Origin of the sequence: Pseudomonas azadiae, assembly GCF_019145355.1 — a bacterium.
Classification (GTDB): domain Bacteria; phylum Pseudomonadota; class Gammaproteobacteria; order Pseudomonadales; family Pseudomonadaceae; genus Aquipseudomonas; species Aquipseudomonas azadiae.
Genome location: NZ_JAHSTY010000001.1, coordinates 2,230,833 through 2,242,685, shown reverse-complemented (window position 1 = coordinate 2,242,685; position 11,853 = coordinate 2,230,833). Strand labels below are relative to the sequence as shown.

Below are 11,853 nucleotides of genomic sequence, written 5' to 3'. Positions count from 1 at the left end.
GGAAGGGGTGCATCATGGCAATCGTTAAATGCAAACCGACTTCCCCTGGCCGCCGTTTTGTGGTCAAGGTGGTCAACCAGGAGCTGCATAAAGGCGCTCCTCACGCACCGCTGCTCGAGAAAAAATCGAAGACTGGTGGTCGTAATAACAATGGTCGTATTACCACGCGTCACATCGGTGGTGGCCATAAGCAGCATTATCGTCTGGTCGATTTCCGTCGCAACGACAAAGATGGCATCTCTGCCACTGTCGAGCGTATTGAATACGATCCAAACCGTACTGCTCACATCGCTCTGCTGCTGTACGCAGATGGCGAGCGTCGCTACATCATCGCCCCTAAAGGCGTGAGTGCTGGCGACCAGCTGATCGCAGGTGCCTTGGCGCCGATCAAGCCGGGCAACGCTCTGCAACTGCGCAACATTCCAGTTGGTAGCACCGTACACGGCATCGAATTGAAGCCAGGTAAAGGCGCGCAAATCGCTCGTTCCGCTGGTGCTTCGGCTCAGCTGATCGCTCGTGAAGGTGTCTACGTGACCCTGCGTCTGCGTTCTGGTGAGATGCGTAAAGTGCTGGCTGAGTGCCGCGCGACCCTGGGCGAAGTCTCGAACTCCGAGCACAGCCTGCGTTCGCTGGGTAAAGCTGGTGCCAAACGCTGGCGTGGCGTTCGCCCAACCGTTCGTGGTGTTGCCATGAACCCGGTTGACCACCCACACGGTGGTGGTGAAGGTCGTACCTCTGGTGGTCGTCATCCGGTATCGCCATGGGGCTTCCCGACTAAGGGCGCGAAGACTCGTGGTAATAAGCGTACCGACAAAATGATCGTCCGTCGTCGCAAGTAAATAGAGGGATACGACAGTGCCACGTTCTCTGAAAAAAGGTCCTTTTATTGATCTTCACCTACTGAAGAAGATCGAAGTGGCGGCGGAAAAGAACGATCGCAAACCAGTTAAGACCTGGTCGCGTCGTTCGATGATCCTGCCACAAATGGTCGGTCTGACCATCGCTGTACACAACGGTCGCTTGCACGTCCCAGTTCTCGTGAACGAAGACATGGTCGGCCACAAACTAGGCGAGTTTGCCGGTACCCGCACTTATCGTGGGCACGTGGCAGACAAGAAAGCCAAGCGTTAAGGGGTTAGGAAATGGAAGTAGCCGCTAAGTTGTCGGGCGCTCGAATCTCCGCCCAGAAAGCCCGCTTGGTCGCCGACCAGATCCGCGGGAAGAAGGTGGGCGAAGCGCTCAACCTGTTGGCTTTCAGCAGTAAGAAAGCCGCCGAGATCATGAAGAAAGTGCTGGAGTCGGCCGTAGCCAACGCCGAGCATAACGAAGGCGCAGACGTTGATGACCTTAAAGTCAGCACCGTTTTCGTCAACGAAGGGCGTTCGCTGAAGCGAATCATGCCACGTGCCAAAGGCCGTGCTGATCGCATCGTCAAGCGGTCTTGCCATATCACTGTCAAGGTTGCTGACAAGTAACGGAGTCGAAGAGATGGGTCAGAAAGTACATCCCATTGGCATTCGCCTGGGAATCGTCAAGGAACACACCTCCGTCTGGTATGCAGACGGCCGGACTTATGCGGACTATTTGTTCGCTGATCTGAAGGTGCGTGAGTATCTCCAAGACAAACTAAAAAGCGCGTCCGTAAGCCGTATCGATATCCATCGCCCGGCGCAAACCGCACGTATCACCATCCACACCGCTCGTCCAGGTATTGTTATCGGGAAGAAAGGTGAAGATGTTGAGAAACTGCGTCAGGACCTGACCAAGCAAATGGGTGTGCCTGTGCACATCAATATCGAAGAGATCCGCAAGCCGGAGCTCGACGGTATGCTGGTTGCGCAGAGCGTAGCTCAGCAGCTGGAGCGTCGCGTCATGTTCCGTCGCGCTATGAAGCGCGCTGTACAGAACGCCATGCGCATTGGTGCCAAAGGCATCAAAATCCAAGTGAGCGGTCGTCTCGGCGGTGCTGAAATCGCACGTACTGAATGGTATCGCGAAGGTCGTGTGCCACTGCACACCCTGCGTGCCGACATCGACTATGCCAACTACGAAGCTCACACCACTTATGGTGTGATCGGTGTAAAGGTTTGGATCTTCAAAGGCGAAGTAATTGGTGGTCGCCAAGAAGAACTGAAACCACAAGCACCAGCGCCTCGTAAAAAAGCTGCTAAGTAAGGGGTACGCCAAATGTTGCAACCAAAGCGTACGAAGTTCCGCAAGCAGATGACAGGCCACAACCGTGGTCTGGCTCAGCGCGGTAGCAAAGTCAGCTTCGGCGAGTTCGCGCTGAAGTCTGTAGCTCGTGGTCGTCTCACCGCTCGTCAGATCGAGTCAGCGCGTCGTGCACTGACCCGTCACGTAAAACGTGGTGGCAAGATCTGGATCCGTGTATTCCCGGACAAGCCGATCTCCAAAAAACCTCTCGAGGTTCGTATGGGTAAAGGTAAGGGTAACGTGGAATACTGGGTAGCCCAGATTCAGCCAGGCAAAGTCCTGTATGAAATCGAGGGCGTAACTGAAGAGCTGGCGCGTGAGGCTTTTGCCCTGGCTGCTGCAAAGCTGCCGCTCGCCACCGCCTTTGTTAAACGGACGGTGATGTGATGAAAGCGAATGAACTTCGTGAAAAATCCGCACAGCAGCTGAACGAGCAACTGCTCGGCCTGCTGCGCGACCAGTTCAATCTGCGCATGCAGAAAGCAACTGGCCAGTTGGGGCAGTCTCATCTGCTCTCGCAAGTTAAGCGTGACATCGCTCGCGTGAAGACTGTGCTCAACCAGCAGGCAGGTAAGTGATCATGGCTGAAGCCGAAAAGACTGTCCGTACGCTGACTGGCCGTGTTGTCAGCGACAAGATGGACAAAACCATCACCGTTTTAATCGAGCGTCGCGTTAAGCACCCGATCTACGGTAAATATGTTAAGCGTTCGACTAAGCTGCACGCGCACGACGAAACCAATCAGTGCCACATCGGCGACAAAGTCACTATTCGTGAAACTCGTCCGCTGGCCAAGACCAAGTCTTGGGCACTGGTTGATGTTCTCGAACGCGCTGTGGAAGTCTAAGGACTAGGGGTCGGAGAAATTATATGATTCAGACTCAATCCATGCTCGATGTGGCCGATAACAGCGGCGCTCGCCGCGTTATGTGCATCAAGGTGCTGGGTGGCTCCCATCGTCGTTACGCTGGTATCGGTGACATCATCAAAGTTACCGTGAAGGAAGCAATTCCTCGCGGTAAAGTGAAAAAAGGCCAAGTGATGACTGCTGTTGTAGTCCGCACTCGTCACGGCGTACGTCGTGCTGATGGCTCCATTATCCGCTTTGATGGCAACGCTGCTGTTCTTCTGAACAACAAGCAAGAGCCTATCGGCACCCGTATCTTTGGGCCAGTGACCCGTGAACTTCGTACTGAGAAGTTCATGAAGATCGTCTCGCTCGCCCCAGAAGTGCTGTAAGGAGATCCGACATGCAAAAGATTCGTCGTGACGACGAGATCATCGTGATCGCCGGCAAAGACAAAGGTAAGCGCGGTAAGGTGCTTAAGGTTCTCGCTAACAACCGTCTGGTTATCGGCGGTTTGAACCTGGTCAAGCGTCATACCAAGCCTAACCCGATGTCGGGCGTGCAGGGCGGTATCGTCGAAAAAGAAGCTCCGCTGGACGCTTCTAACGTCGCCATTTTCAACGGCGAAACCAACAAGGCTGATCGCGTTGGTTTCAAAGTAGAAGATGGCAAGAAAATTCGTGTCTTCAAGTCGACCCAAAAAGCGGTTGATGCTTGAACACTGCTAGGTAGAAGACCATGGCACGACTAAAAGAGATTTACTGGAAAGAAATCGCACCGAAACTTAAGGAAGAACTTAAGCTTTCGAACGTGATGGAAGTTCCACGCGTTACCAAAATCACCCTGAACATGGGTTTGGGCGAAGCGGTCGGTGACAAAAAAGTCATCGAACACGCTGTTGCTGACCTGGAAAAGATCACCGGTCAAAAAGTCGTTGTGACTTACGCTCGGAAATCCATCGCTGGCTTTAAAGTCCGCGAAGGCTGGCCGATTGGCGTCAAAGTGACTCTGCGCCGTGAGCGTATGTACGAATTCCTGGATCGTCTGCTGTCGATCTCCCTGCCTCGGGTTCGCGACTTCCGCGGCCTGAATGCCAAGTCCTTCGATGGTCGTGGTAACTACAGCATGGGCGTGAAAGAGCAGATCATCTTCCCGGAAATCGACTACGACAAGATCGATGCTCTCCGCGGTCTGGACATCACCCTGACCACCACTGCCAAGAACGATGATGAAGGTCGCGCCCTGTTGCGTGCTTTCAAATTCCCGTTCCGCAACTGATTGGAGTAGGACCATGGCCAAGATGAGCATGAAAAACCGCGAGCTGAAGCGTCAGCTCACGGTTGCCAAGTACGCCAAGAAGCGTGCAGCACTGAAAGCAATCATCGTTGATCTGAACGCAAGTCCAGAAGCGCGTTGGGAAGCTACAGTTGCCCTGCAGAAGCAGCCACGTGACGCAAGCGCCTCGCGCATGCGTAACCGCTGCCGCCTGACCGGTCGTCCACACGGCGTTTACCGCAAGTTCGGCCTCGGCCGTAACAAACTGCGTGAAGCGGCAATGCGTGGTGACGTTCCAGGTCTGGTTAAAGCCAGCTGGTAAGTACTTTCAGCGTCAAGGCGGTTGGTATCGCAAGATACTGACCGCCGGTGACCCTGAATCTGGAACAAGCCCCTTTTGGGGCTTGTTTCATTTCCGCAGTGTGTCTAAAATACGCGGCTCGCCTGAGCCCGTGTGTTTTATGCTCGGAGATTCTCGGCGACATATGTAGCCGCAAGGCTAATTTTTTTGTATTAGGAGCGTCTAGCCATGAGTATGCAGGACCCGTTAGCGGACATGCTAACTCGTATCCGTAATGCCCAGATGGCTGAAAAGTCCGTCGTAAGCATGCCATCTTCCAAATTGAAGGTAGCTGTTGCCAAAGTCCTGAAAGACGAAGGCTACATTGCGGGTTATCAGATCAGCAGCGAAATCAAACCTCTGCTGTCCATCGAGCTGAAATACTTCGAAGGCCGTTCGGTCATCGAAGAAGTGAAGCGCGTTAGCCGTCCAGGCCTGCGTCAGTACAAGTCCGCTGAAGATCTGCCGAAAGTTCGTGGCGGTCTGGGCGTGTCTATCGTCTCCACCAACAAAGGTGTGATGACGGATCGTGCTGCGCGCGCTGCCGGTGTCGGCGGCGAAGTTCTTTGCACTGTGTTCTAAGGGGGGATAAGCATGTCTCGCGTCGCTAAGAACCCCGTTAAGCTGCCAGCCGGTGTCGAAGTCAAATTCGCAGGCCAACAGCTTTCGGTGAAGGGTGCCAAGGGCACTCTTGAACTGAACATCCATTCGTCCGTTGAGATCGTTGAAGAAGCTGGTGAGCTGCGTTTCGCTGCTCGCAATGGCGATCAACAAACTCGCGCAATGGCCGGTACCACGCGTGCGTTGGTAAACAACATGGTCCAAGGCGTAAGCCAAGGCTTCGAGCGCAAGCTCCAGCTGGTCGGTGTTGGTTACAAAGCGCAAGCAAAAGGCACGGTTTTGAACCTTGCCCTTGGCTTCTCGCACCCAGTGGATTACGAACTGCCGGAAGGCATCACCGCTGAGACCCCTAGCCAGACCGATATCCTGATCAAGGGCATCGACAAGCAGCTGGTAGGTCAGGTGGCCGCTGAGATCCGCGACTTCCGTCCACCAGAGCCGTACAAAGGCAAAGGTGTGCGCTACGCGGACGAAGTCGTCCGTCGTAAAGAAGCCAAGAAGAAGTAGGGCATAGCAAATGACCGACAAAAAAGTTACTCGACTGCGTCGCGCTCGCAAAGCACGCCTGAAAATGCACGAACTCGAAGTCGTGCGTCTCTGCGTGTACCGCTCGTCGCAGCACATCTACGCCCAGGTCATCTCGGCCGACGGCAACCAGGTCCTGGCAAGCGCCTCGACTTTGGACAAAGAACTGCGTGATGGTGCCACCGGCAACATCGACGCGGCCACTAAGGTTGGCCAGCTGGTCGCTACGCGTGCTAAGGCCGCTGGCGTCTCGCAAGTGGCTTTCGACCGCTCTGGCTTCAAGTACCACGGCCGCGTTAAAGCGCTGGCTGATGCTGCTCGTGAAGCTGGGCTGGAGTTCTAAGTTATGTCAAATAACGACCAAAAGCGCGACGAAGGCTACATTGAGAAGCTGGTTCAAGTTAACCGCGTAGCCAAAACCGTTAAAGGCGGCCGTATCTTCACTTTCACCGCGTTGACCGTGGTAGGTGATGGTAAAGGGCGTGTTGGCTTCGGCCGTGGCAAGTCACGTGAAGTGCCTGCCGCGATCCAGAAGGCAATGGAAGCTGCTCGTCGCAACATGATCCAAGTTGATCTGAACGGCACCACGCTGCAGTACGCAATGAAGTCCGCCCATGGCGCTTCGAAGGTGTACATGCAGCCTGCTTCTGAAGGTACCGGTATCATCGCTGGCGGCGCTATGCGTGCTGTCCTCGAAGTTGCTGGCGTCCAGAACGTTCTGGCCAAGTGCTACGGCTCGACTAACCCGGTAAACGTGGTTCACGCCACTTTCAAGGGTTTGAAAGCTATGCAATCTCCTGAGTCCATTGCTGCCAAGCGCGGCTTGACTGTCAAGGAGATCTTCTGATCATGGCTACCGTTAAAGTAACGCTGATCAAAAGCATGACCGGCCGCATCCCTAACCACAAATTGTGCGTTAAAGGTCTGGGTCTGCGTCGCATCGGTCACACTGTAGAAGTCCAGGATACTCCCGAGAATCGCGGGATGATCAACAAGGCTTACTACATGCTGCGTGTAGAGGGTTAATCGATGAAACTCAATGATCTGAGTCCAGCGCCGGGTTCCCGTCGCGAAAAGCATCGTCCGGGCCGTGGTATCGGTAGCGGTTTGGGTAAGACTGGTGGCCGTGGCCACAAAGGTCAAACCTCCCGCTCCGGTGGCACCATCGCTCCAGGCTTTGAAGGCGGCCAACAGCCGCTGCATCGTCGCCTGCCTAAGTTCGGTTTCGTATCCTTGAAGGCCATGGACCGCGCAGAAGTGCGTCTGTCCGAGCTGGCTAAAGTGGAAGGCGACATCGTTACTGTGCAGACCCTGAAAGATGCCAACGTGATCAACGTCAACGTACAGCGTGTGAAAATCATGCTGTCCGGTGAAGTGACTCGCGCTGTCACTATCGGCAAGGGAATCGGCGCCACCAAAGGTGCGCGTTCGGCTATCGAAGCAGCTGGCGGCAAGTTCGAGGAATAAATGGCTAAGCAAGGTGCTCTCTCAGCGCTCGGCAAAGGCGGTATGTCTGAACTTTGGGCTCGTCTGCGTTTTCTGTTCCTGGCGATTATCGTCTACCGAATAGGCGCACACATCCCGGTTCCAGGTATCAACCCGGACCGACTCGCAGACCTGTTTCGACAGAATGAGGGGACCATTCTTAGCTTGTTCAACATGTTTTCCGGCGGCGCGCTGGAACGGATGAGCATCTTTGCACTGGGGATCATGCCGTACATTTCGGCATCGATCATCATGCAACTGATGACCGCCGTCAGCCCGCAGCTGGAGCAGTTGAAGAAGGAAGGTGAAGCTGGTCGTCGCAAGATTAGCCAGTACACCCGCTACGGCACTGTCGTCCTCGCCCTGGTTCAAGCTATCGGCATGTCCGTTGGCCTGGCCGGGCAGGGCGTTGCGTTCACTGGTGACTTTGGCTTCCATTTCGTCGCGGTATCCACTTTTGTGGCTGGTGCGATGTTCATGATGTGGCTGGGTGAGCAGATTACTGAGCGTGGTGTTGGCAACGGTATCTCGATGTTGATTTTCGCAGGTATCGTCGCCGGTCTTCCGAGAGCAATCGGGCAGTCTTTCGAGTCTGCACGTCAGGGTGATATCAATATCTTCGCCCTGGTTGCCATCGGTTTGCTGGCAGTAGCGATTATCGGTTTTGTGGTGTTCATTGAGCGTGGCCAGCGTCGTATTGCTGTTCACTACGCCAAGCGTCAGCAGGGCCGTAAGGTCTTTGCTGCGCAGACCAGCCACTTGCCGCTGAAAGTGAATATGGCCGGCGTTATTCCGGCAATTTTCGCGAGCAGCATTTTGCTGTTTCCGGCTTCGTTGGGTACCTGGTTTGGTCAGTCTGAAAATATGGGCTGGCTGCAGGACCTCTCTCAGTCGATCGCTCCTGGTCAGCCGTTGAATATTCTGCTGTTTAGTGCAGGGATTATTTTCTTCTGCTTCTTCTATACGGCGTTGATGTTCAATCCGAAAGACGTAGCGGAAAACCTGAAGAAGTCCGGTGCCTTTATTCCGGGTATTCGTCCAGGTGAGCAGTCTGCGCGCTACATTGATGGCGTTCTGACTCGTTTGACCCTGTTCGGTGCTCTATATATGACGGCCGTGTGTCTGCTTCCCCAGTTCCTGGTGGTTGCAGCAAACGTTCCGTTCTACCTTGGCGGGACCTCGTTGCTGATCGTGGTCGTGGTTGTGATGGACTTCATGTCCCAAGTACAATCGCACCTCGTTTCGCACCAGTACGAATCCCTGATGAAGAAAGCCAACCTGAAGGGCTACGGCAGCGGCATGTTGCGCTGAGTACCCCATAAGGTTCGAGGAGTTGGTGATGAAAGTTCGTGCATCGGTGAAAAAGCTGTGCCGTAACTGCAAGATTATTCGCCGCGAAGGTGTTGTTCGAGTAATTTGCAGCGCGGAACCGCGTCACAAACAGCGCCAAGGCTGAATGTGATCCGCTTGAAGCCCGGCAGCTAGTGCGCTGCCGGGTTGATTATTTGTTATTACAGCGATATTATCTCGCGCCCTATTTCTTGGCTTCCGGGGCGTAGGTAGCTGTCAATTGGAGTCCCACTGAATGGCCCGTATTGCAGGCGTTAACATTCCAGATAACAAGCACACTGTTATCTCGCTGACCTACATCTATGGTGTTGGTCGCACTACTGCGCAGAAAATTTGCGCAGACACTGGGGTAAACCCAGCCGCAAAGATCAAGGATCTGAGCGACGAGCAGATCGAGCTGTTGCGTGGCGAAGTGGCGAAGTTCACCACTGAAGGTGACCTGCGTCGCGAAATCAACATGAAAATCAAGCGTTTGATGGACCTCGGTTGCTACCGCGGTCTGCGTCATCGTCGTGGTCTTCCAGTACGCGGTCAGCGTACCAAGACTAACGCGCGTACCCGTAAAGGTCCGCGTAAGCCGATCCGCAAGTAATCGCCCACGCGAATCGACAGGAAAATTATCATGGCAAAACCTGCTGCTCGTCCTCGTAAAAAAGTTAAAAAGACAGTGGTTGATGGCATCGCCCACATCCATGCATCTTTTAACAACACCATCGTGACCATCACCGACCGTCAAGGTAACGCGCTTTCTTGGGCTACCTCCGGTGGTTCGGGTTTCCGCGGTTCCCGCAAGTCCACGCCGTTTGCCGCTCAAGTAGCTGCTGAACGTGCTGGTCAAGCTGCGCTGGAATACGGCCTGAAAAACCTCGACGTTAACGTCAAAGGTCCAGGTCCAGGTCGTGAGTCTGCTGTCCGTGCTTTGAACGGCTGTGGCTATAAGATCGCCAGCATCACCGACGTGACGCCAATCCCGCACAACGGGTGCCGTCCGCCGAAGAAGCGCCGCGTGTAATCCAGGAGATTGTAAAGAATGGCTCGTTACATTGGTCCAAAATGCAAACTCGCTCGTCGCGAAGGCACCGATCTCTTCTTGAAGAGCGGCGTGCGCGCGATCGAATCGAAGTGCAACATCGAAGCAGCACCTGGTATCCACGGCCAACGCCGCGGTCGCCAGTCCGATTACGGCACCCAACTGCGTGAAAAGCAGAAGGTCCGTCGTATCTACGGCGTTCTCGAGCGTCAATTCAGCGGCTACTACAAAGAAGCTGCTGGCAAGAAAGGTGCAACCGGTGAGAACCTGCTGCAACTGCTCGAATGCCGTCTGGACAACGTTGTATACCGTATGGGCTTTGGTTCGACTCGTGCCGAATCCCGTCAGCTGGTATCGCACAAGTCGATCAGCGTTAACGGTCAGACCGTAAACGTTCCGTCCTACCAGGTTCGTGCTGGTGACGTGGTCGCAGTTCGCGAGAAAGCTAAAAACCAACTTCGCATTGTCCAAGCTCTCGATCTGTGTGCCCAACGTGGCCGCGTAGAATGGGTAGAAGTAGACACTGAGAAGAAGTCGGGCGTTTTCAAGAACGTTCCTGCTCGCAGTGATCTGTCCGCCGACATCAACGAAAGCCTGATTGTCGAGCTCTACTCCAAGTAAGGGCTAGAAAATAGGTGCATCCATGCAGATTTCGGTAAATGAGTTCCTGACACCCCGCCACATTGATGTGCAGGTTGTCAGTCCAACCCGCGCCAAGATCACTCTCGAGCCTCTCGAGCGTGGTTTTGGCCACACCCTGGGCAACGCGCTGCGCCGCATCCTGTTGTCCTCAATGCCCGGCTGTGCAGTAGTCGAGGCCGAGATTGACGGTGTGCTCCACGAGTACAGCGCCATCGAAGGTGTACAGGAAGACGTAATTGAAATCCTGTTGAACCTTAAAGGTCTGGCTATCAAGCTGCACGGCCGTGACGAAGTTACGCTGACCTTGTCGAAGAAGGGTTCGGGGGTGGTTACCGCTGCCGATATTCAGCTGGATCATGATGTCGAGATCGTTAATCCCGATCACGTAATCGCTAACCTGGCGTCTAACGGCGCCCTGAACATGAAGCTCACTGTAGCTCGTGGTCGTGGTTATGAACCGGCCGACTCGCGTCAGAGCGATGAAGATGAAAGCCGCAGCATTGGTCGCTTGCAGCTTGACTCTTCGTTCAGCCCGGTTCGCCGTATCGCATACGTGGTGGAAAACGCCCGTGTCGAGCAGCGCACCAACCTGGACAAGCTGGTTATTGATCTGGAAACCAACGGTACCCTGGATCCTGAAGAGGCTATTCGCCGCGCTGCAACCATTCTGCAACAGCAGTTGGCTGCGTTCGTCGACCTCAAAGGTGACAGCGAACCAGTGGTAATCGAGCAGGAAGACGAGATCGATCCGATCCTGCTTCGCCCGGTTGACGATCTGGAACTGACTGTACGTTCGGCTAACTGCCTTAAGGCGGAAAACATCTACTACATCGGTGACCTGATTCAGCGTACCGAAGTAGAGCTGTTGAAGACTCCGAACCTGGGCAAGAAATCCTTGACTGAAATCAAGGACGTTCTGGCCTCCCGCGGTCTGTCCCTCGGCATGCGCCTCGACAACTGGCCGCCTGCAAGTCTTAAGAAGGACGACAAGGCGACTGCCTGATCGTCGTAATCACCGAACGTGAGTTTGGTAAGGAATGAACCATGCGTCATCGTAAAAGTGGTCGTCACCTGAGCCGTACCAGCTCGCACCGCAAGGCCATGTTTCAAAACATGGCGGTGTCGCTGTTCGAGCACGAGCTGATCAAAACTACACTGCCGAAAGCTAAAGAACTGCGTCGCGTTGCTGAGCCGCTGATCACTTTGGCCAAGACAGACAGCCTGGCTAACCGCCGTCTGGCTTTCGACCGTACTCGCTCGAAAGCTATCGTTGGTAAGCTCTTCAACGACCTGGGCAAGCGTTACGCTACCCGTGAGGGTGGCTACCTGCGCATCCTCAAGTGCGGTTTCCGCACTGGCGACAACGCGCCTATGGCGTACGTCGAGTTGGTTGATCGTGCTACTGCCGGCGAAGCTGTAAGCGCCGAGTAAAACGATAAGCTGTATCGAAAAACCGGGCCTAGCGCCCGGTTTTTTGTGCGCGTGACAAAAGCGCGATTTATACAAGCTTCCCTGGCGAGCTTG

The 11,853-nt window shown here is 54.6% G+C and carries 24 protein-coding genes; all 24 read left to right on the top strand.

What is annotated here, in order from left to right:
- Nucleotides 1-14 precede the first annotated feature (14 nt).
- Nucleotides 15-839: a 50S ribosomal protein L2 gene (gene rplB, locus KVG91_RS10215; RefSeq protein ID WP_003176423.1), complete on the top strand. Its 825-nt coding sequence runs from the start codon at nucleotides 15-17 to the stop codon at nucleotides 837-839.
- Nucleotides 840-855: 16 nt separating this feature from the next.
- Nucleotides 856-1,131 carry a 30S ribosomal protein S19 gene (gene rpsS / locus KVG91_RS10210; RefSeq protein WP_003232420.1) on the top strand — a complete coding sequence of 92 codons (276 nt, stop codon included), beginning with the start codon at nucleotides 856-858 and terminating at the stop codon, nucleotides 1,129-1,131.
- 11 nt (nucleotides 1,132-1,142) lie between these two features.
- Nucleotides 1,143-1,475: a 50S ribosomal protein L22 gene (rplV, locus tag KVG91_RS10205; RefSeq protein WP_003103908.1), complete on the top strand. Its 333-nt coding sequence runs from the start codon at nucleotides 1,143-1,145 to the stop codon at nucleotides 1,473-1,475.
- Between the two features lie 13 nt (nucleotides 1,476-1,488).
- Nucleotides 1,489-2,175: a 30S ribosomal protein S3 gene (gene rpsC, locus KVG91_RS10200; RefSeq protein WP_003176422.1), complete on the top strand. Its 687-nt coding sequence runs from the start codon at nucleotides 1,489-1,491 to the stop codon at nucleotides 2,173-2,175.
- Between the two features lie 12 nt (nucleotides 2,176-2,187).
- Entirely contained in the window at nucleotides 2,188-2,601 is a 414-nt protein-coding gene (gene rplP, locus KVG91_RS10195) for a 50S ribosomal protein L16 (RefSeq protein ID WP_003232424.1), read from the top strand.
- Nucleotides 2,601-2,792, top strand: coding sequence for a 50S ribosomal protein L29 (gene rpmC, locus KVG91_RS10190; protein WP_002555481.1), 192 nt, complete (start codon nucleotides 2,601-2,603; stop codon nucleotides 2,790-2,792). The genes rplP and rpmC overlap by 1 nt, the downstream gene beginning before the upstream one ends.
- Before the next feature lie 2 nt (nucleotides 2,793-2,794).
- Nucleotides 2,795-3,061: a 30S ribosomal protein S17 gene (gene rpsQ / locus KVG91_RS10185; protein ID WP_003176419.1), complete on the top strand. Its 267-nt coding sequence runs from the start codon at nucleotides 2,795-2,797 to the stop codon at nucleotides 3,059-3,061.
- Between the two features lie 23 nt (nucleotides 3,062-3,084).
- On the top strand, nucleotides 3,085-3,453 hold the full coding sequence (rplN, locus tag KVG91_RS10180) for a 50S ribosomal protein L14 (protein ID WP_002555479.1): 369 nt from the start codon (nucleotides 3,085-3,087) through the stop codon (nucleotides 3,451-3,453).
- Between the two features lie 11 nt (nucleotides 3,454-3,464).
- Complete coding sequence (gene rplX, locus KVG91_RS10175) at nucleotides 3,465-3,779, top strand: 50S ribosomal protein L24 (protein WP_003176416.1); 315 nt, start codon at nucleotides 3,465-3,467, stop codon at nucleotides 3,777-3,779.
- A 20-nt stretch (nucleotides 3,780-3,799) separates the two neighbouring features.
- A complete protein-coding gene (rplE, locus tag KVG91_RS10170; RefSeq protein WP_003176415.1) occupies nucleotides 3,800-4,339 on the top strand; it encodes a 50S ribosomal protein L5 in 540 nt (179 codons plus the stop codon).
- A 13-nt stretch (nucleotides 4,340-4,352) separates the two neighbouring features.
- Nucleotides 4,353-4,658, top strand: coding sequence for a 30S ribosomal protein S14 (rpsN, locus tag KVG91_RS10165; RefSeq protein ID WP_003176414.1), 306 nt, complete (start codon nucleotides 4,353-4,355; stop codon nucleotides 4,656-4,658).
- 207 nt (nucleotides 4,659-4,865) lie between these two features.
- On the top strand, nucleotides 4,866-5,258 hold the full coding sequence (gene rpsH / locus KVG91_RS10160) for a 30S ribosomal protein S8 (protein WP_003176413.1): 393 nt from the start codon (nucleotides 4,866-4,868) through the stop codon (nucleotides 5,256-5,258).
- Nucleotides 5,259-5,270: 12 nt separating this feature from the next.
- The gene (gene rplF / locus KVG91_RS10155; protein ID WP_003176412.1) at nucleotides 5,271-5,804 is read left to right on the top strand and encodes a 50S ribosomal protein L6; all 534 of its coding nucleotides are present in this window, start codon (nucleotides 5,271-5,273) and stop codon (nucleotides 5,802-5,804) included.
- Nucleotides 5,805-5,814: 10 nt separating this feature from the next.
- Nucleotides 5,815-6,165 carry a 50S ribosomal protein L18 gene (gene rplR, locus KVG91_RS10150; RefSeq protein ID WP_003176410.1) on the top strand — a complete coding sequence of 117 codons (351 nt, stop codon included), beginning with the start codon at nucleotides 5,815-5,817 and terminating at the stop codon, nucleotides 6,163-6,165.
- A 3-nt stretch (nucleotides 6,166-6,168) separates the two neighbouring features.
- Nucleotides 6,169-6,669, top strand: a complete 501-nt coding sequence (gene rpsE, locus KVG91_RS10145) for a 30S ribosomal protein S5 (protein WP_003176409.1) — start codon at nucleotides 6,169-6,171, stop codon at nucleotides 6,667-6,669.
- 2 nt (nucleotides 6,670-6,671) lie between these two features.
- On the top strand, nucleotides 6,672-6,848 hold the full coding sequence (rpmD, locus tag KVG91_RS10140) for a 50S ribosomal protein L30 (RefSeq protein WP_003176408.1): 177 nt from the start codon (nucleotides 6,672-6,674) through the stop codon (nucleotides 6,846-6,848).
- A 3-nt stretch (nucleotides 6,849-6,851) separates the two neighbouring features.
- A complete protein-coding gene (gene rplO, locus KVG91_RS10135) occupies nucleotides 6,852-7,289 on the top strand; it encodes a 50S ribosomal protein L15 (RefSeq protein ID WP_003176407.1) in 438 nt (145 codons plus the stop codon).
- Nucleotides 7,290-8,618: a preprotein translocase subunit SecY gene (gene secY, locus KVG91_RS10130; protein ID WP_003194637.1), complete on the top strand. Its 1,329-nt coding sequence runs from the start codon at nucleotides 7,290-7,292 to the stop codon at nucleotides 8,616-8,618.
- A gap of 28 nt (nucleotides 8,619-8,646) precedes the next feature.
- Nucleotides 8,647-8,763: a 50S ribosomal protein L36 gene (gene rpmJ, locus KVG91_RS10125; RefSeq protein WP_002555468.1), complete on the top strand. Its 117-nt coding sequence runs from the start codon at nucleotides 8,647-8,649 to the stop codon at nucleotides 8,761-8,763.
- 129 nt (nucleotides 8,764-8,892) lie between these two features.
- A complete protein-coding gene (gene rpsM / locus KVG91_RS10120) occupies nucleotides 8,893-9,249 on the top strand; it encodes a 30S ribosomal protein S13 (RefSeq protein ID WP_003210063.1) in 357 nt (118 codons plus the stop codon).
- Nucleotides 9,250-9,279: 30 nt separating this feature from the next.
- On the top strand, nucleotides 9,280-9,669 hold the full coding sequence (gene rpsK / locus KVG91_RS10115) for a 30S ribosomal protein S11 (RefSeq protein ID WP_002555466.1): 390 nt from the start codon (nucleotides 9,280-9,282) through the stop codon (nucleotides 9,667-9,669).
- Between the two features lie 18 nt (nucleotides 9,670-9,687).
- Nucleotides 9,688-10,308 carry a 30S ribosomal protein S4 gene (gene rpsD / locus KVG91_RS10110; protein ID WP_003176404.1) on the top strand — a complete coding sequence of 207 codons (621 nt, stop codon included), beginning with the start codon at nucleotides 9,688-9,690 and terminating at the stop codon, nucleotides 10,306-10,308.
- Between the two features lie 22 nt (nucleotides 10,309-10,330).
- Nucleotides 10,331-11,332 (top strand): DNA-directed RNA polymerase subunit alpha, encoded by a 1,002-nt coding sequence (locus tag KVG91_RS10105; RefSeq protein WP_003176403.1) that lies wholly within the window; start codon nucleotides 10,331-10,333, stop codon nucleotides 11,330-11,332.
- A 41-nt stretch (nucleotides 11,333-11,373) separates the two neighbouring features.
- A complete protein-coding gene (gene rplQ / locus KVG91_RS10100) occupies nucleotides 11,374-11,760 on the top strand; it encodes a 50S ribosomal protein L17 (RefSeq protein WP_007918448.1) in 387 nt (128 codons plus the stop codon).
- Nucleotides 11,761-11,853: the final 93 nt, after the last annotated feature.

Excerpts from the sequence above, each read along its gene's own strand:
- rplB (WP_003176423.1), top strand. The coding sequence starts at position 15 with ATGGCAATCGTTAAATGCAAACCGACTTCCCCTGGCCGCCGTTTTGTG.
- rplV (WP_003103908.1), top strand. The coding sequence starts at position 1,143 with ATGGAAGTAGCCGCTAAGTTGTCGGGCGCTCGAATCTCCGCCCAGAAA.
- rpsC (WP_003176422.1), top strand. The coding sequence starts at position 1,489 with ATGGGTCAGAAAGTACATCCCATTGGCATTCGCCTGGGAATCGTCAAG.
- rplP (WP_003232424.1), top strand. The coding sequence starts at position 2,188 with ATGTTGCAACCAAAGCGTACGAAGTTCCGCAAGCAGATGACAGGCCAC.
- rpmC (WP_002555481.1), top strand. The coding sequence starts at position 2,601 with ATGAAAGCGAATGAACTTCGTGAAAAATCCGCACAGCAGCTGAACGAG.
- rpsQ (WP_003176419.1), top strand. The coding sequence starts at position 2,795 with ATGGCTGAAGCCGAAAAGACTGTCCGTACGCTGACTGGCCGTGTTGTC.
- rplN (WP_002555479.1), top strand. The coding sequence starts at position 3,085 with ATGATTCAGACTCAATCCATGCTCGATGTGGCCGATAACAGCGGCGCT.
- rplX (WP_003176416.1), top strand. The coding sequence starts at position 3,465 with ATGCAAAAGATTCGTCGTGACGACGAGATCATCGTGATCGCCGGCAAA.
- rplE (WP_003176415.1), top strand. The coding sequence starts at position 3,800 with ATGGCACGACTAAAAGAGATTTACTGGAAAGAAATCGCACCGAAACTT.
- rpsN (WP_003176414.1), top strand. The coding sequence starts at position 4,353 with ATGGCCAAGATGAGCATGAAAAACCGCGAGCTGAAGCGTCAGCTCACG.
- rpsH (WP_003176413.1), top strand. The coding sequence starts at position 4,866 with ATGAGTATGCAGGACCCGTTAGCGGACATGCTAACTCGTATCCGTAAT.
- rplF (WP_003176412.1), top strand. The coding sequence starts at position 5,271 with ATGTCTCGCGTCGCTAAGAACCCCGTTAAGCTGCCAGCCGGTGTCGAA.
- rplR (WP_003176410.1), top strand. The coding sequence starts at position 5,815 with ATGACCGACAAAAAAGTTACTCGACTGCGTCGCGCTCGCAAAGCACGC.
- rpsE (WP_003176409.1), top strand. The coding sequence starts at position 6,169 with ATGTCAAATAACGACCAAAAGCGCGACGAAGGCTACATTGAGAAGCTG.
- rpmD (WP_003176408.1), top strand. The coding sequence starts at position 6,672 with ATGGCTACCGTTAAAGTAACGCTGATCAAAAGCATGACCGGCCGCATC.
- rplO (WP_003176407.1), top strand. The coding sequence starts at position 6,852 with ATGAAACTCAATGATCTGAGTCCAGCGCCGGGTTCCCGTCGCGAAAAG.
- secY (WP_003194637.1), top strand. The coding sequence starts at position 7,290 with ATGGCTAAGCAAGGTGCTCTCTCAGCGCTCGGCAAAGGCGGTATGTCT.
- rpmJ (WP_002555468.1), top strand. The coding sequence starts at position 8,647 with ATGAAAGTTCGTGCATCGGTGAAAAAGCTGTGCCGTAACTGCAAGATT.
- rpsM (WP_003210063.1), top strand. The coding sequence starts at position 8,893 with ATGGCCCGTATTGCAGGCGTTAACATTCCAGATAACAAGCACACTGTT.
- rpsK (WP_002555466.1), top strand. The coding sequence starts at position 9,280 with ATGGCAAAACCTGCTGCTCGTCCTCGTAAAAAAGTTAAAAAGACAGTG.
- rpsD (WP_003176404.1), top strand. The coding sequence starts at position 9,688 with ATGGCTCGTTACATTGGTCCAAAATGCAAACTCGCTCGTCGCGAAGGC.
- KVG91_RS10105 (WP_003176403.1), top strand. The coding sequence starts at position 10,331 with ATGCAGATTTCGGTAAATGAGTTCCTGACACCCCGCCACATTGATGTG.
- rplQ (WP_007918448.1), top strand. The coding sequence starts at position 11,374 with ATGCGTCATCGTAAAAGTGGTCGTCACCTGAGCCGTACCAGCTCGCAC.